Origin of the sequence: Aminipila sp. (assembly GCF_032051575.1) — a bacterium.
GTDB lineage: Bacteria > Bacillota > Clostridia > Peptostreptococcales > Anaerovoracaceae > Aminipila.
The window spans coordinates 1-23,987 of sequence record NZ_DAMBYD010000012.1; the positions used below are offsets into that span (position 1 = coordinate 1).

19 protein-coding genes are annotated in these 23,987 nt (G+C 33.9%); 3 read left to right on the forward strand and 16 right to left on the reverse strand.

Annotated elements, in window-relative coordinates; genetic code table 11:
* The 16 genes from RTW14_RS15595 to RTW14_RS15670 form a co-directional block, all read right to left on the reverse strand.
* Positions 1-430: collagen-like triple helix repeat-containing protein (locus tag RTW14_RS15595; protein ID WP_312653107.1), on the reverse strand; the 430-nt coding region annotated here is incomplete at its 3' end.
* Positions 431-860: 430 nt separating this feature from the next.
* Positions 861-1,955, reverse strand: coding sequence for a BMP family lipoprotein (locus RTW14_RS15600; protein WP_312653109.1), 1,095 nt, complete (start codon positions 1,953-1,955; stop codon positions 861-863).
* 115 nt (positions 1,956-2,070) lie between these two features.
* Positions 2,071-3,051, reverse strand: a complete 981-nt coding sequence (locus RTW14_RS15605; RefSeq protein WP_312653111.1) for a CAP domain-containing protein — start codon at positions 3,049-3,051, stop codon at positions 2,071-2,073.
* Positions 3,052-3,191: 140 nt separating this feature from the next.
* Positions 3,192-3,833 carry an NUDIX hydrolase gene (locus RTW14_RS15610; RefSeq protein WP_312653113.1) on the reverse strand — a complete coding sequence of 214 codons (642 nt, stop codon included), beginning with the start codon at positions 3,831-3,833 and terminating at the stop codon, positions 3,192-3,194.
* Positions 3,820-4,713 (reverse strand): DMT family transporter, encoded by an 894-nt coding sequence (locus RTW14_RS15615; protein WP_312653115.1) that lies wholly within the window; start codon positions 4,711-4,713, stop codon positions 3,820-3,822. Before RTW14_RS15615 ends, RTW14_RS15610 begins: the two co-directional genes overlap by 14 nt.
* A 119-nt stretch (positions 4,714-4,832) precedes the next feature.
* Positions 4,833-5,255: a hypothetical protein gene (locus RTW14_RS15620; protein WP_312653117.1), complete on the reverse strand. Its 423-nt coding sequence runs from the start codon at positions 5,253-5,255 to the stop codon at positions 4,833-4,835.
* 123 nt (positions 5,256-5,378) lie between these two features.
* The gene (rlmN, locus tag RTW14_RS15625; RefSeq protein WP_312653119.1) at positions 5,379-6,419 is read right to left on the reverse strand and encodes a 23S rRNA (adenine(2503)-C(2))-methyltransferase RlmN; all 1,041 of its coding nucleotides are present in this window, start codon (positions 6,417-6,419) and stop codon (positions 5,379-5,381) included.
* 216 nt (positions 6,420-6,635) lie between these two features.
* Complete coding sequence (ileS, locus tag RTW14_RS15630) at positions 6,636-9,755, reverse strand: isoleucine--tRNA ligase (RefSeq protein ID WP_312653121.1); 3,120 nt, start codon at positions 9,753-9,755, stop codon at positions 6,636-6,638.
* 417 nt (positions 9,756-10,172) lie between these two features.
* Positions 10,173-10,919: an HAD hydrolase family protein gene (locus RTW14_RS15635; RefSeq protein ID WP_312653123.1), complete on the reverse strand. Its 747-nt coding sequence runs from the start codon at positions 10,917-10,919 to the stop codon at positions 10,173-10,175.
* Between the two features lie 33 nt (positions 10,920-10,952).
* A complete protein-coding gene (locus RTW14_RS15640) occupies positions 10,953-13,616 on the reverse strand; it encodes a calcium-translocating P-type ATPase, PMCA-type (RefSeq protein WP_312653125.1) in 2,664 nt (887 codons plus the stop codon).
* A gap of 84 nt (positions 13,617-13,700) precedes the next feature.
* The gene (locus RTW14_RS15645) at positions 13,701-14,291 is read right to left on the reverse strand and encodes a TerD family protein (RefSeq protein ID WP_312653127.1); all 591 of its coding nucleotides are present in this window, start codon (positions 14,289-14,291) and stop codon (positions 13,701-13,703) included.
* Positions 14,292-14,305: 14 nt separating this feature from the next.
* Positions 14,306-14,887, reverse strand: a complete 582-nt coding sequence (locus tag RTW14_RS15650) for a TerD family protein (protein WP_312653129.1) — start codon at positions 14,885-14,887, stop codon at positions 14,306-14,308.
* A gap of 16 nt (positions 14,888-14,903) precedes the next feature.
* Positions 14,904-15,485: a TerD family protein gene (locus tag RTW14_RS15655; protein WP_312653131.1), complete on the reverse strand. Its 582-nt coding sequence runs from the start codon at positions 15,483-15,485 to the stop codon at positions 14,904-14,906.
* An 18-nt stretch (positions 15,486-15,503) separates the two neighbouring features.
* Positions 15,504-16,658 (reverse strand): toxic anion resistance protein, encoded by a 1,155-nt coding sequence (locus RTW14_RS15660; protein ID WP_312653133.1) that lies wholly within the window; start codon positions 16,656-16,658, stop codon positions 15,504-15,506.
* A 4-nt stretch (positions 16,659-16,662) separates the two neighbouring features.
* Entirely contained in the window at positions 16,663-18,984 is a 2,322-nt protein-coding gene (locus RTW14_RS15665; protein WP_312653135.1) for a YceG family protein, read from the reverse strand.
* 141 nt (positions 18,985-19,125) lie between these two features.
* Positions 19,126-20,505, reverse strand: coding sequence for a S1C family serine protease (locus RTW14_RS15670; RefSeq protein WP_312653138.1), 1,380 nt, complete (start codon positions 20,503-20,505; stop codon positions 19,126-19,128).
* 160 nt (positions 20,506-20,665) lie between these two features.
* On the opposite strand from RTW14_RS15670, the gene RTW14_RS15675 reads away from it, so the two are divergent.
* From RTW14_RS15675 to RTW14_RS15685, 3 genes are read left to right on the forward strand one after another with little or no spacing between them, the layout of a single operon-like run.
* A complete protein-coding gene (locus RTW14_RS15675; RefSeq protein ID WP_312653140.1) occupies positions 20,666-21,670 on the forward strand; it encodes an HpcH/HpaI aldolase/citrate lyase family protein in 1,005 nt (334 codons plus the stop codon).
* 4 nt (positions 21,671-21,674) lie between these two features.
* A complete protein-coding gene (locus RTW14_RS15680; RefSeq protein ID WP_312653142.1) occupies positions 21,675-22,820 on the forward strand; it encodes a phosphoribosyltransferase domain-containing protein in 1,146 nt (381 codons plus the stop codon).
* A 1-nt stretch (position 22,821) separates the two neighbouring features.
* Complete coding sequence (locus RTW14_RS15685) at positions 22,822-23,919, forward strand: cysteine protease StiP family protein (RefSeq protein ID WP_312653144.1); 1,098 nt, start codon at positions 22,822-22,824, stop codon at positions 23,917-23,919.
* Positions 23,920-23,987 lie beyond the last annotated feature (68 nt).

The window sequence follows — 23,987 nt, forward strand, 5'->3', positions numbered from 1 at the left end:
CTGGTCCGGTATCTCCTGTTGGTCCCGTGGCTCCGGTGGCTCCGATTGCTCCTGCTGGTCCGGTGGCTCCAGTGGCTCCGATTGCTCCTGCTGGTCCGGTATCTCCTGTCGGTCCCGTGGCTCCGGTCGCTCCTGTGGCTCCGGTCGGTCCTGTTGGTCCGGTGGCTCCGGTTGGTCCTTTACAACAACATATTTCACTACACCTTAACTTCTTCTCATTATAATATTCAATGCATTCTTCGCATTTTTTCTTATAGCAATCTATGCATTCCTTATCACAACATTCTTCCATTTTTCTATCATAATAATTCAGCCATTCATTACACTTTTTTTTGTAACGATCTTCACATTCCTTTTTGCAAGAATCACATTCATCACATTCATTGCAATGATGCATATTTGATTCTCTGCTATTTTTATCTGTTGACATGAACTTCAACTCCACTTCCTTTATTTTATGGAAAAGAACAATTCTCCTATATATGATATGAAGTCAAGTCGAAAAGCGTTAAGGTTCTAAGCTCCTGGAAGGATAAATGTTTCAGTATATGATTAAGAAGAAAGACAATTAAATATTGCTGCTATGTCAGAGAACCCAACGAAGAATGATTTTAAAAGATGATTTCTTATCTATTAAACGATAACGATATAGAAAATGGATTGCAGGTTATCTCATGATGACGGATTGCAAGGTGACAGCAACAGTATTACAAATCAAAAATCAATGCAAAGCAAAGGACGGCATAGCTTTTGCTACACCGTCCTTACATAAGGTTAATACTTCCTTATCAAACCCACCCGATAAGGTGTGTTGTTTTATTTTAAATAACCATTCTATCAACCGTCATTATAAGTTTTATTTACTTAATAACTTGTACCTTAACACTGTTTAATCCAAGTTTGTCAGCACTTTCAACTTCATCCTTCTGAAGTACAATAGTCCCTTTCACTAACTGGTCATAAACCGCATCGTAATCGTCCTTAGTAAATGTATTAAACTTGGAAGTTTCCATAGGAAGCTGTACACCCTTCTGAGCAGCACCAAGAGTTAAACATTGTCCTCCTGGGAACTTATCAGCATAGTAATCAGTAAGAGCAGACTGCACTGAAGCTGCAAGTCCTTTCATAGCAGAAGTAATAACTGTGTCTGATTCACTACTTTGGTCAACGTCAACACCAATAACTTTTCCCTTTGAAGATTCGGCAGCTGCCATTACAGAGTTACCTACTTTACCACCACAGGCAAAAATAACTTCTGTTCCATCAGAATACCATGATGAAGCCAATGTCTGAGCTTCTGGTGTTGCCGCAAATCCACCTGTATAGTGATACTTTAAGTCGACGCTGCCAGCACCTAGTCCTAATTCTTTAGCAGCAGCTTCTGCACCCTGTGCGAAACCATATCCATAACGAACTACAGCTGGAACAGCCATTCCGCCCATGAATCCAAGTTTAGTGTATCCATCCATTACAGCTGCATAACCAGCTAAGTAACCTGATTCTTCTTCAGCGAATTTAATACCTACAGCATTCTTTGCAGGTGCTGCTGCTGCATTTTCTTCTCCACTATTTGGATATCCGTCAATTAAAATAAAGTTTACATCTGGATACATTTCCTGAGCTTGATAAATAGGTACTTCAAATAAATATCCTGGAGTTACAACAATCTTTGCTCCACCTTCAACAGCAAGCTGAATAGCTGCTAGATAAGCATCAACACTTTCTTCGGTTGGTTTATAGTACTTGTGAGTAATTTTATTTTTTTCAGCATATGCCTTAATACCCTCCCAAGTTCCCTGATTAAATGACTTATCGTCAATTTCGCCAACGTCAGTGATCATCGCGATCTCATAAGTTTCTTTTGCCTTATCTTCTGCTGGTGCCTTTTTGTCACCACAGGCAACTAAACCAAGTACAAGCACTAAAGCTAGTACCATTGCCAAAAATTTCTTCATAAGATTTCTCCCTTCATCAATACGGTTGATTAATTTCCATATTTTATATTATAAATGTTATGAAGCAATTTTTCAACATAGTTATTATCGCATGTGTCTTCGGGTGTTCGTCAAATTATTTAATAAACTCCTGTACCCAGTAAGTAGTTCCATTGCTGTCTGTTACATAACCTACACCAATCTGTTCATAATTACTGTTCATAATGTTTGCTCTGTGACCTGGAGAGTTCATCCATGCAGACATAACACTCTCTGGTGTTTTCTGACCTTTAGCTATATTTTCTCCTGCAGCTGTATATGAAATACCGAACTGCTTCATCATATCAAATGGTGAACCATAAGTAGGTGATGTGTGGGAGAAATAGTTTTTGTCTCTCATATCTTCAGCCTTAGTCTCTGCAACACCAGCTAACTTAGTATTTAAAGTCAATGGTGCTAGCCCTTCTTTAGCTCTTTCTTGATTTACAATGTTTACAACCTGCTGTTCATAAGAACCTACAGCTGCTGTACTCTTAGCAGCATCTGTTACATTGGTATTTGTGTTAGCTGCTGTATTAGTGTCTGCCTTCGTTGTTGTAGCTGTATCTGCTTTTGCTGTAGCTTTTGTTGTTGTAGCTGTATCTGCTTTTGTTGTAGCTTTTGTTGTTGTAGCTGTATCTGCTTTTGCTGTAGCTTTTGTTGTTGTAGCTGTATCTGCTTTTGTTGTTGTATTTGTTTTTGCTTTTGTTGTTGTATTTGCATTTGCTTTTGTTGTTGCATTTGCTTTTGTTGTTGTCTTAGCATTACAGCTCTTTGATTTTTTAACCTGAGCCTGCTTCTGACTTAGATTGCAATTAGTAGCCTTTAGTTGGCAATTATTTTGTTGAACAACCTGAAGCTTGTTACCGTCCAATGTAAAGTTACAACCTAGATTGTTCTTTAAGCATTCAAGTGCCCCTGCGTTTGAGACGCAGCTATTTAAACTTTTTACCACTGATTGGTTCAATGGAACTGAAACATTTGCGTTACAGTTTGTTCCTGCAAAAGCTGCAGTCGGTGCTGCTGCCATAAGCAGTAATGATAGTGATAACGTTGTTTTGACAAATTTGGTTTTCATAATTTTGTCCTCCCTTTCCACTTTATCCAAAACATTGGAGACATTATTTTTATTTGGTTTTGCCTCCGTAAAAAAGTATAGACCCCTTTATACTCAAAAATCATCCCATAAAAATTACCAATAAAAAAGCAGGAGTAATTTCACTCGCTGCTTTTTGAGTTTATAATACTTGCCAAATTGTGTGTAATTCTAGCGGTTAAGCCCCATATCACTTTATCCTTATAGGTGTAAATAGGAACCTGAGATTTACCTCTTCTCCAATTATAACCATTGGAAAGTTTTAACATATTGTATGGAAAATCGCTGCCTATCTCTGGTATTACATCCATATTGTAGATAAATGGAGTTTCTTTTGTTATATATTCCAAAGGCACTAAGAAGATTTCTTTTACTTCTTCCGGATTAATTTTTACATTACAGAATGCTTCATAACTGATTTGCCCTAAGTAACAATACATAGTAAAATTACTATACGTATATAATGTATCTATTTCTGCAATTATCCTGATATCTTTTTTTCTAATGCCTAATTCTTCACGGGTTTCTCTAATTGCGCACTGCCTTCTTGATTCATTTTTCTCAATGGCTCCTCCTGGAAAACATACTTCGCCTGGTTGCCTTTTCAAAGAATCTGCACGTACCTCATATAATAAATAGATTTCTCCCTCTTTTTCTACAAGAGGTACCATTACAGAAAAGTAACTATAGGTTCCAACTGCATTCGGTTTTCTATTTTTAAATGTATCTTCTATTATATTCAAATTCAACTTACTCTTGTTCAATGTTCTTACCCTCTACTTTTCTATTATATATATTTAAATAAGAAGCAATTAAAATGAATGCTATTCCTATATATGTATTCCAAAGTAACTTATCTCCCAAAACTATAACTGCTATAACTGGTGCAATAGCTGGTTTAATGAAAAATGCTATGGACCCAGTAGTTGCATCTGAGTTTTTTATTGCTGAAAAATAGAAATAATACCCCAAACCTGTAACAAAAATACTTATATACATAACCGTTGCAATATTATCCACGACACCTTGTAATACAGGCTTATGCATACATAGCATTATAATTAAAAGCACCAATGAACCTAAAATAAAACTAATGCTAGTCTGAGCCATAATCCCCATTTTGTTTATGCTATTCTTTCCTGCTACAGTATATAGTCCAAATGTAGCTGCTGCTATAAGCATAAATAAAATTCCCTTAGGAGTATTTCCCTCTTGAATATCCCATGGTCTTACCATAAAAACAAGCCCCAGTATTCCCCATAATAATACCACTAATTTTTTCTTATTAAATTGTTCGTCTGACATAAAGTGCGCAAAAATCATAGTAAACAATGGATTTATGCACATTATAACAGATGCAGTCGAAGCATTCGAGTGCATTACCCCAAATTGAAAAAACAACATACTGACTGGTATACATATTATACCCAAATATAATAGATATCCAAAATCTTTTATCCCCAATTTAGTTTGATTTTTACTAATTTCCTTAAGTGCAAAAGGAAGTAATAAAATACCGCCTATTATGAACCGTAAAAATGTCAGTTGGAATGAGTCTAATCCACTTCCTGCAAGTTTTAATGCAACTTCCATAGTTCCAAATAAAAAAGCTGTTAAAAATATAAATAATCCTACCTTCTTCATGTCTTAATCCTCTGTTTTCTTATGTAATATGTTAATTTTTTGTCGCACTTATAATAACCTCAAAAAGGGCGGTGAATAATTCACCGCCACTTTTTCAAGCAATTACATTGCTAATTATTCTAATTTAAAACTTCATACTCGTTAAAGTCAACGTTCTTTAAATCTTCTTTTTCAACACTTAAACTTACTACAAACTCCATATCATATCTTTGCGAAATCTTTTTAAGCCTGCTAAGGAAGTCTGGAATATTATCCTCATTAATGTCTGCATGTTTTAAGATGCTGTCAATAAAAACTGTTTCAATGTCATGATCTGAGCTAATGATACCGTAGATAAATCCTATGTATTCATCGCTATTTGTAATGTGTTGAAAGTCTTCCATACACACAACTCTAATCTTATGCTTTAAGTCACACATAAGTCTCTGGTTTTTATTAATAAATATAACACTGCCCTTGCTATCTTCAACCACTTCATTGGCCATGTCTAGCATTGTTTTGGTCTTACCTGAACCCTTCTTACCGATTAATAACTTAACCATCGTAATCGCCTCCTCTTTGAGCTATGCAATATTTGCATCCGTTAACTTGCTGTAGTAGCTTGTGTAAGCTCATTATACACTATTGATTATTGCATATCAAGCTAAATAACCCTTAAACCTCTATCAATTTTCCAAATTTTCATAATTTTTCAATCTCAATTGCCCACAGGCAGCATCAATATCACTTCCAAGCTCTCTTCTAACTGTAGTAGTTATCCCTAGCCTTTCTAATCTGTCTTTGAACTCTAATGCATACGCTCTTGAAGACCCATTAAGCCCGCTTTCTGTTACACTATTTAATGGTATTAAATTTACATGGCACATGATTTTTCTTAGTCTTTTGCTCAGCTCTTCTGCATGAACTGACTGGTCATTTACACCAGATACCAAAGCATACTCAAATGTTATCCTTCTCCCTGTGTCTTTTACATAATCATGACATGCATCTAAAAGTTTTTCCATATCATATTTTTTGTTTATGGGCATTGTCCTGTTTCTTATTTCATCATTAGGGGCATGAAGAGATATGGCCAAATTAGCCTGAGGGAAGTCTTTTGCAAATTCTGCAATTTTAGGAACAATACCACAAGTAGATACGGTTATACTTCTCATACCAATGTTCAAACCTTCTTTACTATTTGCTAAGTGAATAAACTTAAAAAGATTGTCGTAGTTATCAAAAGGTTCTCCTGTACCCATTACAACAATATTACTAATTTTCTCTTTGGTATCTTTTTCAACAGAAACAATCTGATCAATGATTTCACCAGCAGTCAGATTCCTACAAAGCCCTCCTATAGTAGAAGCGCAAAATTTACAACCCATACGACAGCCCGCTTGGGAAGATATACAAATAGAGTTACCATGCTTATATTTCATAAAAACACTCTCTATACTGTTGCCATCCTCCAGCCCAAATAGGTATTTTTTCGTTCCATCTGTCTTTGAGCTTTGGACCTCTATAATTTTAAGATTCCCAATTTCTGCATATGTATGCAGCTTTTCCCGCAGTTCTTTAGATAAATCTGTCATTTCATCAAAACTGGATATTCCTCTGTACAGCCATTGGTATACTTGTTTTGCCCTAAACTTCTTTTCTCCTATGCTCTCAAAGAAAACTTCCATTTCCTTAAGTGTCATATTCTTTAAATTGATTTTGTCCATTTATATCCTCTTTACTTAGTGTATATAATATATTCTTGATATTTATTATTAATATTTTTAAATTATAACCAAATATTACTATGCTAATATTAAAATGTCAAATTTCCTGACTTTTAATTGTCATTTATAATCCTAAAGCTATATTTTGTGCCATAATACTTAATTTTTCCTCTTATAAATAAAAGGGCGCAGTTTCAAACTGCACCCACTTTAAAATTATACTCTTTCTACATCAATACCTGTCTTATGTCCATTTAAGTCATATTCGTCCAATCCTGATTTTTCAGTAATTTCTACAGCAAGAGTTTCCTTCATGATATATGCCTTGTGTGCTTCAACAGCAGTTTTAACAGCATCATCAGCAGCCACATAAATTCTGATGTTATCCATCATTTCAAAATCATTCTGCTTTCTAAGCTGCTGAATTTTTGAAATCAGTTCTCTGGCAAGACCTTCATCTACAAGGTCTTGATTTATAGTAGTATCAAGAATTGTAAATATATTATTTTCCATAGCCACAGAGAAACCTTCCTTAGCATTAATCTTAATTTCTACTAAGTCCTTATTGATAGTAAAATCTTCACCACCAATATTAAGAGTAGCTTCACCATCAGCCTCTAGCTTACCAACAAGTTCCGCAGGGTCAGCCTGGGCAAGTGCCCCGCCAAACGCCTTAATCTTTGCACCTAGAACTGGGCCTGCGACCTTAAAGTTAGGCTTCAAGGTGTAATTCATAAACTGATCCAGCTTCGTTTCAAAGACAACTTTTTTAACATTTAATTCTTCCATCATTAAAGGTGTAAGATCGCTAATAAGAGCTTCATATTTACCATCCACCAGAATTTCTGAAAGAGGCTGTCTAACCTTAATTCTCTCTTTTTCTCTGGTTCCTCTGCCAAGCCCCACCATAATTCTAACAAGATCCATTCTTTCTTCAACATTCTTATCAACTAAAGCTTCATTAGCCTTAGGGAAGAAGGAAATATGAACTGATTCATTTCCTGTAAGCTTAGTATACATTTCATCTGCAATAAATGGAGCAAATGGAGCAATAAGCTGTGAAATTCCCACAAGTACTTCATAAGTTGTAGCATAAACGCTCTTTTTATCTTCTGTCATACCTTCGCCCCAGAATCTTCTTCTGGCACGTCTGATATACCAGTTTGACAGATCTTCAGTTACAAATTCCTGAATCTTTCTTACCGTCTTCATATGGTCATATCGGTTCATTTCTTCAGTAACATCTAAAACAAGCTGATTGTACTTTGAAAGAACCCATCTGTCAAGTTCTGGTCTCTCTGCATAAGGTACATCGACCTTGGCAGGATCAATATTATCCTGATTGGAATAAAGTACGAAGAAATTATATACATTCTTAAGTGTTCCAAAGAACTTACTTACAATTTCAATTAATCCATCTTCGTCAAACTTAGTAGGTGACCATGCTGGGGATACATATAGTAAATACCATCTAGTAGCATCTGCGCCATACTTGTCAAATAAAACAAATGGATCTACCGTATTGCCCTTGGATTTACTCATCTTCTTGCCTTCTTTGTCAAGTATAAGATCATTGACAAGAACGTTCTTATATGGTGCCTTACCTTTTATAAATGTTGAAATCGCAAGAAGTGAATAGAACCAGCCTCTAGTCTGGTCGATACCTTCACAAATAAAGTCTGCTGGGAACAGCTCTTCATCAAACTTTTCTTTGTTTTCAAATGGATAGTGTTGTTGTGCAAACGGCATCGATCCTGAGTCAAACCAGCAGTCCATAACCTCAGGGATTCTATTCATTGGCTTCCCACAGTGAGGGCACTTCACGTGAATATCGTCCACATAAGGTCTGTGTAATTCAACCTCTTCTGTAATTTCTTCAACAGACTTTTCAACTAATTCTGCTCTGCTGCCTATGCATTCTAAATGACCACATTCACATCTCCAAATAGGAATTGGTGTACCCCAATATCTATTTCTGGAAATAGCCCAGTCATTTACGTTTTCAAGCCAGTTGCCAAATCTCTTTTCACCTACAAAGTCAGGGAACCAATTTACAGTCTTATTATTTTCCACCAATTGATCTTTAAGCTTAGTCATTTCAATGTACCAGCTTGGCTTTGCATAGTAAATAAGCGGAGTTCCACATCTCCAGCAGTGTGGATAGTTATGGTCCATCTTTTCCTTGGTAAAAATTTTATCTTCTGCCGCAAGCCATTTTATAATATCAACATCCAGACCTTCTTCCATAACAAAACGTCCAGCCCAAGGTGTCTCCGTATATTTGCCCTGCTCATCTACCGGATTAATTACTGGTAAATCATATCTTCTGCCAGTCTGGTAGTCATCCTCACCAAATGCAGGTGCAGTATGAACAATACCAGTACCATCTTCAATGGTAACGTAATCTGCACAAGTTACAAAGAATGCCTTTTTATCAGGCTTTATGAACGGCATAAGCTGTTCATATTCAACAAATTCAAGCTCCTTACCCTTCATTTCCGCTATCACATCATACTTTCCAGCACCAAGTACCTTATCCGCAAGATTCTTAGACAGATAGAATACCCTTCCAGCTTCAGCATCTAGATCGTCATGCATCTTTACCTTTACATAATCAATATCCGGACCTACCGTAAGCCCTACATTTGAAGCAAGTGTCCAAGGAGTAGTGGTCCATGCAAGGAAATATTCGTCAGCATCTTTTCTCTTGAATTTAGCTGTTATAGTCTGAGTCTTTACTTCTTTATATCCCTGGGCAACTTCGTGAGAAGCAAGTCCAGTTCCACAACGTGGGCAGTAAGGCAGAATTTTGTGGCCTTCATAAATCATGCCTGCCTTAAAGAATTCTTTTAAAATCCACCAGCCAGTTTCAATAAAGTTGTTATCCAGCGTAATGTAAGGATTGTCCAAATCAATCAGATAACCCATTCTTTCAGTCATCTGTCTCCACATACCTTCGTAAGTAAATACAGACTCTCTGCATTTTTCATTAAATTCTTTGATACCATACTTTTCAATATCTTGCTTACCAGACATATTAAGCTGCTTTTCAACTTCAATTTCTACAGGAAGTCCATGGGTATCCCATCCTGCCTTTCTATTCACAGCAAATCCCTGCATAGTCTTATAACGGCAAACAGAGTCTTTTAAAGTTCTCGCTATCACATGATGGATTCCAGGTCTCCCATTAGCCGTTGGAGGTCCCTCATAAAATATAAACGAAGGCATGCCTTCTCTGGTTGTTACACATTTTTCTAGTAATCTTTCTTCTTTCCAAGCCTTAGCCTGATTCATCTGCAATTCTGCAATTGGCTTTTCAGATAAATTTTGAAACATTTTATTGCCTTTCCTTTCTACAAAAAAATTAAAATCCCTAATTCACAAAAGTGAATTAGGGACGATTATTCATAACCGCGGTACCACCCTACTTGCAAAATAACTAATTATATTAATCGTGCATTATTCTGCCTCTTATATTGTGATAAAGCTCCGGAGTGATATTCAAACTCTGTTTCACCAACGTATTCTCAGCCTTTATACGCTTCTCTGTAAGGGTCATTACACAGGTCTACTGGTTTCCATCATCGCTTTGGTATATTTAGTTAACAAAAGGATATGCATGCATTGCATATCCTTCTTCATTGTATACATGAAAATTGTTTATGTCAAGAAATTATTGATTAGATAAATTAAAATCTGTATTGTTCTTAAGTTTAAACTTATCTACTTCCTCTTGCAGCATTCGATGTTTATTTAGCATTCCTTGACATATTTCAGCATATCTTCAGTAAATGTCAATTTGCTAAATTTCTTAATTCTCACATTATTAACTTCTTCTAATTCTTTAGGACATATGCCAATATCCGCTTTCTCAATCATAGGTATATCAAATTTACTATCACCCGCAGAAATAAAAGTGTAGTCACCGCTTATATAATTTCGAAGTCTTTGTATGGAAGAACCCTTATCCAAAATCTTAGGAAAAATATAAACTTTAACCCCATTTTTGTCAATATATACTTTTTCAGTGTTAAGAGATAATTTAAGCTGCTCAATAGTTTTATAAGAATCATTACTTTTGGTAAAGATAAATAAATCGTCTGCCTTCTTAACTTCAAAATATACATTTGGATCATTCTTTAAAAGTTGTATTCCTTTTTCAAGTTCTTCCTCTGCATCTTTTGCAATTTTTCTAGACTCCGCAAGCCACTCCTCATTTATTTTGCCCTCTTCTAACAAAATACCACCATTTGATACAAGTGCATACTTTATTGATATGTCTCTGCCAAAATCAATTCTAGAATATTGCGCTAATGATCTTGTAGTTATAGGCACAAACATTTTATCCGATGCTATATCTATAAGCAGGTTATGTGCACTAGTTGTCATATATGATAGTTCTTTTCCTCCCATACATTCTACAAGGACCTTATCCTTTCCAATATCATGTTTATATGAATATATCAGTGTATTATCCAAATCCGAACAAAATATCTTCATTTTTTCTCCTTTTATAAGCTATTACCAATGTTCTTATTTTATAAGTCGAAGCAGTTCTCGCTTTCTTACAACAAGTTTACGGATTAAATCTACTGGATACATAACTAAAGCCATTAAAATTACAATGCCCCATCCTCTTAAACCAAAACGTTCACAACTGAAAACTTCACCTACTACACCACCAATTGATACAAGTGCTATCTGTACAATTATAATTAATCCCCATACTTTAATAAATGTAGGATTTTGCTTAATATATTCAAATACATTCGGACCTTCACTTCTAACATTAAATGCATTTACCATAAATGCAAATACAAACATACAGAAATACCCTGTATAGAACTGAGCTTCATTGTCAAAAAAGGTTGCAAAAATAGGTACTTTAAACCATAGAATACTCATAGTTGTCAAGCATCCGCCCATTACTAAAATCTGTGCTGCCATTGGTTTGCTAATAATGCTTTCATCTCTTCTTCTAGGTCTTTCATGCATATAATTTGCTAATGCAGGTTCACCGGCAAACATAATTGAAGCCAAACTATCCATACATAAATTAATCCATAGTAAATGTGTTACCTTTAAAGGCGCTTCAATACCAATAAATGGGCATATTGCGGATACCAATACCGCTGCAACATTGATTACCAGCTGCATTTTACAGAATTTCAATATGTTAATGTATAATGTTCTACCATACCAAACAGCATTTTTAATAGAATCAAAATTATCATCTAATATAACTAATTTTCCTGCTTCTTTAGCAACATCAGTTCCACTTCCCATTGCAAATCCTACGTCGGACCGCTTCAATGCAGGGCTATCATTAACACCATCACCAGTCATACCAACAACTAAATTTAATTCCTGACATATTCTTACCATTCGGCTCTTATCAGTCGGTAAAGCTCTTGAAATAACTCTAATATCTTCAATTATTTCCTTAATTTCTTCATCCGTCATTGAATTCAGTTCTGCTGAAGCAATAACTAAGTCATTTTCACTTGTAAGAAGCCCCGCATCTTTTGCTATAGCAACAGCAGTTTCTTTTTTGTCTCCTGTAATCATTATAACTTGTATTCCCGCAGACTGAACTTCTCGTATAGCCTGTTTTGCCTCTGGTCGAACATCATCTCTTATACCAATAAATCCGACTAGCACAACATCACCATTAATTTCATTTAGTGTTAAGGGACTTTTACTATAACCAAATGCTATAACTCTCATTGCCCTTTTTGCTAGCTGATTAATTTTTATATTTACCCCTTTTAAATCTAGTTCAACTTCATTTCCATTAGGATCTAAAAACTTTTTCGCCTTTTCTAAAATTTTTTCTGGGGCGCCTTTATAAAAAGTTTTTTCCTTTGAAGCTATATATACTTGACTAAATTTGTTTGCACTATTAAATTCTTGGAATTCTGTTACAACACAATCTTTTTCTGCCGACAAATTCTTATAGGTATCTTGTCCTAAGAATTTTAATAATGCCTGGTCTGTCATATTTCCACCAACTACATTATTTTTATTATCAAACATTGCACTTGTATTTTTCCCAATGCACATCTCCAAATTTTGTTTTATTATTCCTGCAGAAGTTCCACTGTGAATATCCAATGTCTGCCCTGTACCATCTAAAAATTCTACAACTTCTAACTTACCTTTTGTAATTGTTCCGGTTTTATCACTAAATAATATATTTAAGGAACCCGCGGTCTCAATACCAATTGATTTCCTTACAAGTACATTAACCTTATATAGTTTACCTGTATTTTGCATTAAAACTAATGCAATGACTAAAGGTAACCCTTCTGGAACAGCACATACAATAATGGTAATTGCTACAGCAACAGCATTCATAATACCTTTAAGAACAAAAATCCATCCCATATCAAAATAGGCTCCAAATGATCCTGCCAATAATAGGTAATGAATAAAGTATGCAACAGCAATTACTAAACCACCTACATAACCAAATATTGATATTTGATTTGCAAGTTTATTTAATTTGACCTTTAGTGGAGAATCTGGTTCTTTGTCTTCCATATCTTTAGCCATCTTGCCCATCATAGTTGCCTCTCCAACCTTCTGAACAATCATGTATCCTTCACCATCAAGTACAGTGGCACTCCTAAACAAACTATACTCATCTACAAACGTATCACCTGTAATTTTCTCCGGAATCTTAAAGTTTTCATCTGCTGCTGTCTTTTTACATTCCTCAGCTTCTCCATTAAGTGTGCTGTTATCTACAAAAATCTTTCCATTTGCAAGAACTCCATCTGCAAGAATTTTGTCTCCTGATTGCAAAACAACAACATCTCCTACAACAAGTTCATCCACCTCAATTACTGTTACAACATCATTTCTTATTACTTTAGCTGTATCCTTTTTCTGCGAGGCTTTTAAATTTTTATACGCTGTATCATTTGCCGCACCTGTTTTAGCCGATACAAAGTTAACTAATAACACAGCAATCACTGTTCCTACTGGTTCATACCATTCACTCTGACCGAAGAAAAACATTACTAGCATTACAGCTGCAATTACACATAAAATACGAATCATTGGATCTTCAAAGCCCTGAATAAACTGTTGCCAAAAAGTTTCTAATTCAGCTTCTTTAATCTGATTGGAGCCATATTTTTTACGACTTTCTTCTACCTCATTATCTGTCAATCCTTTAATTTTGTTATTCATCTAGTATTTTCTCTTTCTACATGTATTTAATAAAAAGGAAATAATATCGTAATACCATTTCCTTTTCTATCAATTACTATTAAATTAAATAAACTGCTTAGTTAATTCACCTAACCCAGGATCATTAGTTCCCTGACCTATAGCATTAAACTTCCATTCTCCATTGTGTCTGTAAATTTCTCCAAATATCATTGAAGTCATGCCATTGTAATCTTCTGTTAAATTATATCTGCACAATTCCTGGTTTACTTTCCCATCTACTATCCTACAGAAAGCATTCTGTATCATGCCAAAATGCTGACGTCTCTGCACAGCTTGATAAATATTAACTACTATAACTAGTCTATCATACTGTTCTGGAACTCTAGACAAATCAACAATAATCTGTTCATCATCTCCATCTCCAGCACCTGTTAGATTATCTCCCATATGCTGTACTGCCCCTGATCTATGTCCAAGGTTACCAAAGTATACAATATCTTCTTTTCCCAACAACTTTCCATTAGTCAACATAAGTACTGATGCGTCACAATCTATAGTTTGTGGCTTCGGAGCAAAAAAACCTGCTTTTGCGCGTGGTACTTCATCCCACCCTAATCCAACTATAACTCTATTCAGCCCTGCATTGTCTTTTGTAAGACTTACTTTCTGACCTTTTTGTAAACTTACTGCCATTTTAATATTCTCCTTTAATCAACTGAAATTCCATAACTATTGCATATTGCAGCTAATCCGCCTTGATAACCACTACCAATTGCATTAAACTTCCATTCTTCATTGTTCTTGTATAACTCTCCAAAAACAGCAGCTGTTTCTATAGAGAAGTCTTCACCTAAATCATAACGCAATATTTCTTCGTTTTTTGATTCATCAATAATTCTTACGAATGCATTATTAACTTGTCCGAAGTTCTGCCTTCTGCCTTCTGCATCATAAATTGTTACTGTAAACACTATCTTTCTAATATTTGAAGGGATCTTTGATAAATCAATTTTTATAATTTCATCATCATTATCACCTGCACCCGTACGATTGTCACCCATATGTTCTATACAGCCACTAGGATGCTTTAGATTACCAAAAAAAATGAAATCATCTTGTTTTGTTGTTTTTCCATTATCATCAAGTAAAAAAGCTTCTGAATCTAAGTCAAAATCTCCACCTGTATCAAACTGATTAATATCCCAGCCAATACCTACCAGTAAATTAGTAAGTCCCTGATTATCTTTCGTTATATTTACCTTCTGGCCTTTTTGTAAACAAACTCCCATTTTAAAACCCTCCTGACTAGGCTACATTAACACCATAGTTTGTACATAACGCTGCTAATCCACCTTGGAAACCACTACCAATCGCATTGAATTTCCATTCTCCATTATGCTTATATAATTCTCCAACTACTACTGCTGTCTCAATTGAAAAATCTTCACCTAAGTCATATCTAATAAGCTCTTCACTCTTAGTATCATCTATAATTCTAATAAATGCATTTGAAACTTGTCCAAAGTTTTGTCTTCTAGTTTCTGCATCATAAATTGTTACAGTAAAAGCAATTTTTTCTACATTTGCAGGCACTTTTGATAAATCAACCATTATTTGTTCATCATCGCCATCACCTTCACCCGTTAAATTATCTCCCATATGTTCTACAGCACCACTGGGATGCTTTAAATTGCCATAAAATATAAAATCTGCTTCTGTAGTCACTTTACCTTGTGCAGATAACATAAATGCCACTGCATCTAAGTCGAAGTCTGCGCCACCATCATATCTGTTAGTGTCCCAGCCTAAACCCACCATAAGCTTTATTAATCCTGGATTTCCTTTAGTAAGATCTACCTTCTGCCCTTTTGCTAAACTAATTGCCATTTTTTCTCCTCCTCAATACTAATTTTTCATTTGACCTTTTATATTAAACATCTTATCAAATTCATTCTTTATCTGATTTAAACGTACTTGATCTTCTTCACGTTGTTTTTTTGCATTTTCTTGAATCTGCTTAGTCTCTTCAATACCAGAGACGATCGTTCTCCATGTTGTTTCAAGTGTTTCAATTTTAATTGAACTTCCTGAAGCCATCTGTGCGGTCATTTTAGACTGCATTGCTGTGTTTTGTGCATTCTTTATAAGCATTTCATTTGTCTTTTCATCTAAAGCAGCCATGGCTTCAGCCTGTATTCTCTGTCTCTTCAATAAAATAGCTTGTGATAAAGCCTGCTTAAATATTGGCAGTGTAATAATAAATGCTGAATTGATCTTACGAACAAGATTCATGTTACTGAATTCCATTGTCTTTATCATAGGAATTGACTGAAGTGCAACATTCTCAGCGATTCTTAAATCCTGTGTTCGCTGTTCAAGCATCATTTGAGCCTGTTCTAAAGTCGTTAATTCAAACTGGATTGAATTGTCACCAGTTTCTTGTAACTGTTGTTTTCTTTCAGTAATGAATGCTTCAATTTCTTTTATTCCCTGTTCCCCTGCTAAAATATATTTTACTAATTGATGATAATAATTTACATTTGTTTGGAACATATCTTCTAACTTTCTATTAGATTGCTTTATCTCAGATTCATATTGTTTAAGTTTAACATAAATCTTATCAACTTCCCCCCCCATAGTATGATATTTGTCTAAAATCTTATCTAATTGTTTTTTTAAATTGCCAAATAATTTACTAAACAGTTTAGGATTGTCCTTTATTTCTTCTATATCGAACTTGTCCATAATTTTGCCTAACAGCACCAGCATTTCTCCAGATTCATTGATTTGACTCATATTCATGCTATTAAGAATAACATCTGAGCATCGTGAAATATCCTCTGCAGCATCAGCCCCAAAGGTCACAATTGTCTCACCTTCATAAACATTAATAGTACTTACTAATGTATCAACTTCCTGCGAATCTACCAATTCTTGAGTTAGTCTTTCTCTATCTGCCTGTATATTATAACTCTCAACTACTTCAATTTCATTTTGTGGAATATCTTGTACTACATCTGTTGTTTGTGTTGCATTTGGACTTTTCAAATTAATCCCCATCTCATTACCTTCCTCTCCTAAATAATTTGCTTGCAAAGCCATCTCGTTTTCTTTTTAAATATTCAAAATTAGGAATTTGCAAATCATACATGTATTCTCCAACTTGATGCTCAACAAACATTGGCCGAGTGTAAAACCTTTCAATGCTTGTATATCCAGTTGGTACAAACATTGCTATATCAAAGCCTATCATGTTAAGATAAGCCAACAATATACCATCCTCTTGGGAACAATTACTTTCCTGGGTATGAATAACCAATACCTTCGGAATGCCTTTAGTAAAATCATACTTTTGAATTAATCTTAAAAGCTTCATATCCATATTAAGTACAGTCGACACTATAAGGTTTTCTATCCCATTTGTTCCTGTCCCTGCGATAATTTTGCTATCTAACATTTCTTGTAGTTTTTGTAGCATATAATCCTGCATTGATTCCCTAATAAATGCAAATGGATATGTTGTATGATTTTTGATTTTATTAATTTCTAATTTTCCATGCTGTAAAAACATATAGGACTTGTCTTTAAATGAATTTGGGATAGTATTAGCATATGGAAATTCTTTAATTATAAATACATCATCCGAAACCAGTTCACACATTTTTTCCCAATATTCATCAACGCTCCCTTGCACACCTGAAACTTTCGAAAAAATTGTGGGCACCATTACCTTATCATCAAAAACTTCAAAATTTGGTCTATATTTAGCTTCTTGGTTCCACAAAATTGCGATTTCTTCATATATAATCTGCAGGGGGATTGGTACAGCTCCCTTAAACTGCTGATTTTTATAGACACCAGTATCTTGATACATTATAGTATTTAAATCCTGCTCTGCGTGATAAGCTACTGTTCCAAACTGAATATTATTTAAATCATCAGGAAACTTTTTTCTTTGCAAAGTATTTTCGTAATTTTGGGCATAAAAAAGACTATTTTTAATACCCTGCACTTGATTTGATTCAGGATTAATTATGATAATATCAATTGGGAGTTGTGATATTAAGTTAAAAAAGAGTTCTTGATTATTCCCCTTAACTTCTCCATAAAACAAAAACACTGACCCTTTTTCCTGCTGACTTGATAGTTTTTGTGCATAACGATTCAACCAACAAATTAGAACTACCGTTATATTTAGTAATTTTTGAATAGGCATATCCAACAATTCTTTCATCGTCAGTATAAATGCATTCTGACAATATGTCTCAAATTTTCGATTAGGACAATGTACCTGCATTACCATATCATTAATCAGTGCTTTAGTAGAATTATAATTCTTCCTGCCTATGCTATTTATTTCTTCGTATGTAGGTTGTGGAATATTTTCTTCAACAATAATTAAAACATTACCACAGCTTTCCATTTTAATTTTCCATTTGAGTAAGTCTGCATAATAAGTCGTTGTATCTTCAACTCCATATATACCTGCATACAGACTATAAAAAAATCTCGTATCATTCCCTCTTTGACCTTGTAAGCACAATGCGTCTTTGAATGGATCCCCTTGTATCCAAGTATTTGTATTAATTAGCTTCTCTGGTTTAAATTGCTTTAATTCAGGTTCAACCACTTTATTGGCAAGCTGCTTCCGCAGTTCAAGAATTGAATAATCTTGTGGGAAAACGCTACCCTCCACATTTATAAGTTGTGAATATGAAGAAGCAGCATCTATTTCCAGATATTTATCATCTCCACAATATTCCAATAATAAAATATCACATCCTGATTTAGATAAAATTGTCATTATTTTCAATTCATATTCATTTAAATATCCTTCGAACAATATTTTAGGTAAATCAAAATTTCCTAACTCCTGCAAAATTGGTTCAAACTTATAATACAACCAGCACATAAATTTTATATAGGCATTTTTCTGCATATTTTCAGTCTTGCCTTCTCTGGCCATTTCTATAAATATGTCATAAAAGCAGTTTGCAATTAAAGTCCGCTGTACCTCTTTAATTCTTGGCAGCCATTTTTTTAATGATGAAATAAAAAAATTTGGATTCAATTGAAACTTCCTTCCCATTATTTCATCAAAATAACCCAATTGCTTTTCATCAGGATTACCAATTTTCTCACTAATACAAACCCCCGCTTTACGCGTAATTTCAATATACTTACAAATAACATTATGTATTTCATCATTGTATTTAGTTAGACGACAAAAATACACCCCGTTACTACTACGTCCAGAATAGGGAACAAAATAGTCTTCAAAAGTATTTAACTTTATTCGTTCAAACATATTACCAACCCTATCATAATTTTTGTTAAGCAGATAACCACAGGCACAGCTTACAATTCTCTCAAATAATGTGTCCAATTGACACATTATCCCCTTCATTTATTTAAAATCATACTACATGTATCATACTTTTTCAACAAATTAACTATTTTTTATTAAATTGTAAGAACTATAATTTGTTGCTATTTGTAAAATGGCTATTTAAAATAACATTTTAATTTAAAGAAATCCTCTTAAAAAAGTGGCTGCTGTCTCATAATCAACAGCCAAATTCAAATTTTGTCCATCATCAAATCCAGCAGTTACAATTCCTACTAACTGACCATGCAAATTTAGCAAGGCTCCACCTGAACTACCATGAGAAATAGGTGCAGTAAACTGTATCATTGAGCGTTGATCAAACTCTCTAAATCCTGCAATAATTCCATCTGATACAGTATTAAATAAGCCTAGCGGACTTCCGATAGCAACAACTTTTTGCCCTCTAACCAATTTATTTCCAGAATATAAGGGAATAGGTTTTCTGTTTACTGGCTCTATTCTCAATAATGCCAAATCATTTGACGAGTGATATTTTATCAGTTCAGTGGTATAGCGGATCTGCTCTTCTTCTTCTAATCTAATGGCAAACTCAGATCCACCTGCAATAACATGAAAATTTGTTAAAATGTACCCATTATTATTAATTAGAACCCCTGACCCTGATGCAAATGGATTTTTATTCTCATCTAATACTGTTATCAGTACGACTGATGAGGCCATTTGAGCCAGTTCCTCATATTCCAAGCTTTTTTCAGTCTCCTGCATTTGACTGCCAGATATTGCTCTAGTTGCACAAACTTCATTGTTATTTTTCTCTATATGCATATTTCTATGGAACTTTGACAGTATTTGTTCCTTATTATAAATAGGAATTTTTGTGTTAATTTCTTCATTTTCATTTAAAAGTTGAGCTCCAAATGTTATATTATCTAATTTTATATCTAGTTGTTTAAATGGGTTAATACAATAAACATCGCAGCCACACAAAGCTAATAATTTTAAAAAAAGGAATTCATTTGTTCTAATAGGCCCTACATACACAAATTTAGGAAACCTTGATAGTGTTTTGGTCGTAGAAAATATTCTAGGGAAATAAAGGTCTATCCAATTAAACATTATCACTACAAAATTTCTCAATTTAACTATTGTACTCATTTCTTGAAAAAATTCTTCTGTTATTTGTAAAAAAGCTTGTTTATAAGTTATATCCCATAAATTGTTTTCAAAATTAAAAGGAAATTTCATTTCAAAATATGAATCCTTATCCTTTGTATTTACCCATTCATTATATAACGACAAATAAACTTCTTTTTTGTCTGCTTCAATAAAGCTGTCCAATCTATCAGTCCTATAATACCCCTGACTTTTTTTCTCTTCATAATCCGTTAATTCCAAATCTGCATCCTTTATCGCCTTCATCAGTTTTGTCACATCGTTTGTACCATTTTGGATAACATAAACTGTGTCTTTCTCCATGTTATTGCATCTATTACAACAATTTTTAAATTCATCTAATGATTCGATTCTTTTATTATTTAAATTAATTTTTAATTCCAAATTAATTGCCTCCATATTATCCCAATATTTTACATTATACTATATATTTCACTTATAAACTAGAATATTTTTTATATTTTTATGACGATTATTGGATAAATTTACAATACTAATTATTAGTGTTATAATCAATTTATATATCAAAATAAGGAGATATTTTATGGACAATCAATATTCTTTAATTAGAAATTTAATTTCTGGTGTTGATTCAGTAATAATTGAAGCCCATTCTGTTGGAGCACTTTTATATACACCTGCAACTAATAAATTTATCTATGAAAAGCTTTTAAGCGGAACATTGGGAAATAAATTTTCTCTCGCTCTATGCCTAGAAGATTCCATAGATGATTCCGCAGTTGAAATCGGAGAAAAAAATATAATTGACCTTTTTTCAAAACTGTATAGCAGATATACTTCTTTGCCATATTTACCCCAGTTATTTATTAGAGTCAGAGACCCTAGACAAATATCTAAGCTCTACTTGGCACTTGGAGAAACTGCTCACTTATTAAAAGGATTTATTCTCCCAAAATTTTCGCTGTTAAATGCAGTTTCATATATCACACAGATTATTAATATTAATCAACTATCTACAACACCAATATATATGTTACCCATATTAGAAGCTGTAGATATCGTTCCATTATCTACCCGAGCCAGTTTATTACAATCAATTCATGAACTTCTATTACAGAATAAGCCCTATGTCTTAAATGTAAGGGTTGGTGGAAATGATTTATGCCATACCTTTGGAGTAAGAAGAAATGCAAATGAAAATATTTATAACATTAGACCTGTTGCAAGTATATTAAGTGATATAGTTACCACTTTCTGTAAAGATTTTGTGATTTCAGGACCGGTTTGGGAGTATTTCGCAGATGAAAACGATAATTGGAAAACTGGCTTAGAAGCTGAAATGCGCTTGGATCTATTAAATGGATTTATTGGAAAAACAGTAATTCATCCAAATCAAATACCTATAGTTAATAACTGTTTAAGAGTTAATCAGCATGATTTAGATGATGCTATGAAAATTTTGACTTTTGAAAATCCATTGCTTCAAGTGGTAAAAAGTTCAGCGGGTACTCGAATGAATGAAATTAAAACACATACAAATTGGGCAAAAAAACAGTTATTATTAGCTTACATACATGGGGTGAAGTAGATACATGAATTATTTAGAGAAAGATATAATTGCAATTGCAAAACGTGACAATAATAATAAAAGGAAATTTCTATTAGTGGATTCATTACAAGGTAAACACATTCCTGTTTCGCCAGAAAAAACGTTTGAATTAATCAAACATCTTTCTGATAAAGTATTTTCTTCTTATAATACTAAAAATTTACTAGTGATTGGTTTTGCTGAAACAGCTACTGCAATTGGTGCTCTTTTAGCTTCTTATGCTCCCTTTAATGTAAATTATATACATACTACAAGAGAAATTGTGGAGGATTCCGATTATGTTTTTTTCTCTGAAGAGCACAGCCATGCTACAGAGCAAAAATTAGTTAAAAATTTGTTGGACAAGTACCTTTCTGAGGACACTCTAATAATTTTTGCAGAAGATGAGGTAACTACAGGTAAAACTATAGAAAACATAATATCAATATTGGATAGAACTTATCCTTTATTTCACTTGAGATTTGGCGTTGCTTCAATATTAAACGGAATGTCGATTGACAAAATAAATGAATTAAATAAGCGAAATATTAAATGTCATTTTATTCTACCTGTTCCTAAGTACAACTACGATAGTATTTTATGTAGCTATGAATATACCGATAATATAAAGATTCGCTGTTCTAAGATATTTAATATTCGTGAGCACTCAGACTTATCTTATTCCAGTTTGACTATTAATCATTATTGCGATACTAGGAAAGGGGTAAGTATAAGGAATTATGTACAACAGTGTGACGTTTTTTCTTGTCAAATTGTCAATACTTTGAATTTATCAGATTTAACCAATAAAAGAATACTTATCATAGGTACAGAAGAATTTATGTATGCCGGCTTACACTTTGGACATTATCTTGAAAAAGTCACCTCTGGTAATTCCGTGCTTTTTCATGCAACTACTCGAAGTCCAATCCTGCCATGTACTCACAGTGACTACCCCATTAAATGTCGCTATGAGTTAACTAGTTTCTACGATGAATTGCGCACTACCTATATATATAATTTATCAACATATGATTATGTCTATATTATTACAGATTCGCAAAAAGAAACAACAGGCCTTGCTTCTTTATGTGATGCACTTGTAAAAAACGATTGTAAGAATATCACAAAAATAGTATGGAAGTATTAGTTTGAAAAATGCCGCAAGCGTCGGCGGCGGAATGGGGATTTATATGAAAAGTACATATTCAGAAAAAGATGTCATACTATTATTGAAAGACATCTCTGGGCTAGTGGAACCACTTTCGACAGAACAAAGAGAAAATCAGATACAGAATGGCATTCATTATTGTGAAATGCTTCCTTTAGAATATAAACCTTCAATTAAATATATGGAGGCCTATAAATTTTCACTAGATACCTTTGCCCAGCAAACCTCAGATGCTGTATGCCAAGTTTCCGAGAAAATCTATCATAATTTTAGGAATAATGAAATCGTATTGGTATCTTTGGCCAGAGCAGGTATTCCCATTGGAATTTTAATTAAACGTTATCTTGAACATAAATATCAAATATCCGTGTCTCACTATGCAGTCTCTATTATTAGGGATAAAGGTATTGATAAAAATGCTATTAATTATATTTTGTCAAAACATTCACCTAAGTCGTTTCAATTCGTAGATGGTTGGATTGGAAAAGGTGCTATTCAACGGGAATTGGATGCTACATTGAATGGTTATCCAGAAATATCAACAAAGCTAGCGGTATTGTCAGACCCCGCTAATATGACTGATTTATGTGGGACTCATGAGGATATTCTAATTCCAAGCTCGTGCTTAAATTGCACCATTTCTGGGTTACTTAGCCGAACTTTTTTAAGAGATGATATAATATCAGAGAACGATTTTCATGGCGCTGCATTTTATTCAGAATTATTATCTGAAGATCTTTCTTATGAATTTATCGAAAAAATACAGCAATATTTTAATTACGATACTAAATTAGTGTGTACCATTCCAGCAGGACTATCAGGTCTTACCGAAGTAAAAAGTATTGCAGCGCATTTTTCTATAGATAATATAAATCTAATAAAGCCTGGAATTGGAGAATCAACTAGGGTATTACTTAGACGAATGCCCTGGAAGTTACTATTGAACCCTGGCTTTCAAGATGATCCTTTACTTAATCATCTAATTCGATTAGCGAACGAAAAGAATGTACCTATTGAAGAATATAATCTTCACAACTACAAAGCATGTGGAATCATAAAAAATATGGCCGACGCTTAATGAAAGTCCTCCTTTCTTTCGTCAATCACAACCTCCGCTACAACAACAACCAAGGGCTGTCTCAAAAT

Bases quoted from the DNA above. Each gene is read 5' to 3' on its own strand.
- RTW14_RS15620 (WP_312653117.1), bottom strand. From the start codon at position 5,255: ATGGTTAAGTTATTAATCGGTAAGAAGGGTTCAGGTAAGACCAAAACA.
- RTW14_RS15675 (WP_312653140.1), top strand. From the start codon at position 20,666: ATGGACAATCAATATTCTTTAATTAGAAATTTAATTTCTGGTGTTGAT.
- RTW14_RS15605 (WP_312653111.1), bottom strand. From the start codon at position 3,051: ATGAAAACCAAATTTGTCAAAACAACGTTATCACTATCATTACTGCTT.
- RTW14_RS15635 (WP_312653123.1), bottom strand. From the start codon at position 10,919: ATGAAGATATTTTGTTCGGATTTGGATAATACACTGATATATTCATAT.
- RTW14_RS15600 (WP_312653109.1), bottom strand. From the start codon at position 1,955: ATGAAGAAATTTTTGGCAATGGTACTAGCTTTAGTGCTTGTACTTGGT.
- RTW14_RS15660 (WP_312653133.1), bottom strand. From the start codon at position 16,658: ATGGGGATTAATTTGAAAAGTCCAAATGCAACACAAACAACAGATGTA.
- RTW14_RS15615 (WP_312653115.1), bottom strand. From the start codon at position 4,713: ATGAAGAAGGTAGGATTATTTATATTTTTAACAGCTTTTTTATTTGGA.
- RTW14_RS15655 (WP_312653131.1), bottom strand. From the start codon at position 15,485: ATGGCAATTAGTTTAGCAAAAGGGCAGAAGGTAGATCTTACTAAAGGA.
- RTW14_RS15650 (WP_312653129.1), bottom strand. From the start codon at position 14,887: ATGGGAGTTTGTTTACAAAAAGGCCAGAAGGTAAATATAACGAAAGAT.
- RTW14_RS15680 (WP_312653142.1), top strand. From the start codon at position 21,675: ATGAATTATTTAGAGAAAGATATAATTGCAATTGCAAAACGTGACAAT.
- RTW14_RS15640 (WP_312653125.1), bottom strand. From the start codon at position 13,616: ATGAATAACAAAATTAAAGGATTGACAGATAATGAGGTAGAAGAAAGT.
- RTW14_RS15645 (WP_312653127.1), bottom strand. From the start codon at position 14,291: ATGGCAGTAAGTTTACAAAAAGGTCAGAAAGTAAGTCTTACAAAAGAC.
- rlmN (WP_312653119.1), bottom strand. From the start codon at position 6,419: ATGGACAAAATCAATTTAAAGAATATGACACTTAAGGAAATGGAAGTT.
- ileS (WP_312653121.1), bottom strand. From the start codon at position 9,755: ATGTTTCAAAATTTATCTGAAAAGCCAATTGCAGAATTGCAGATGAAT.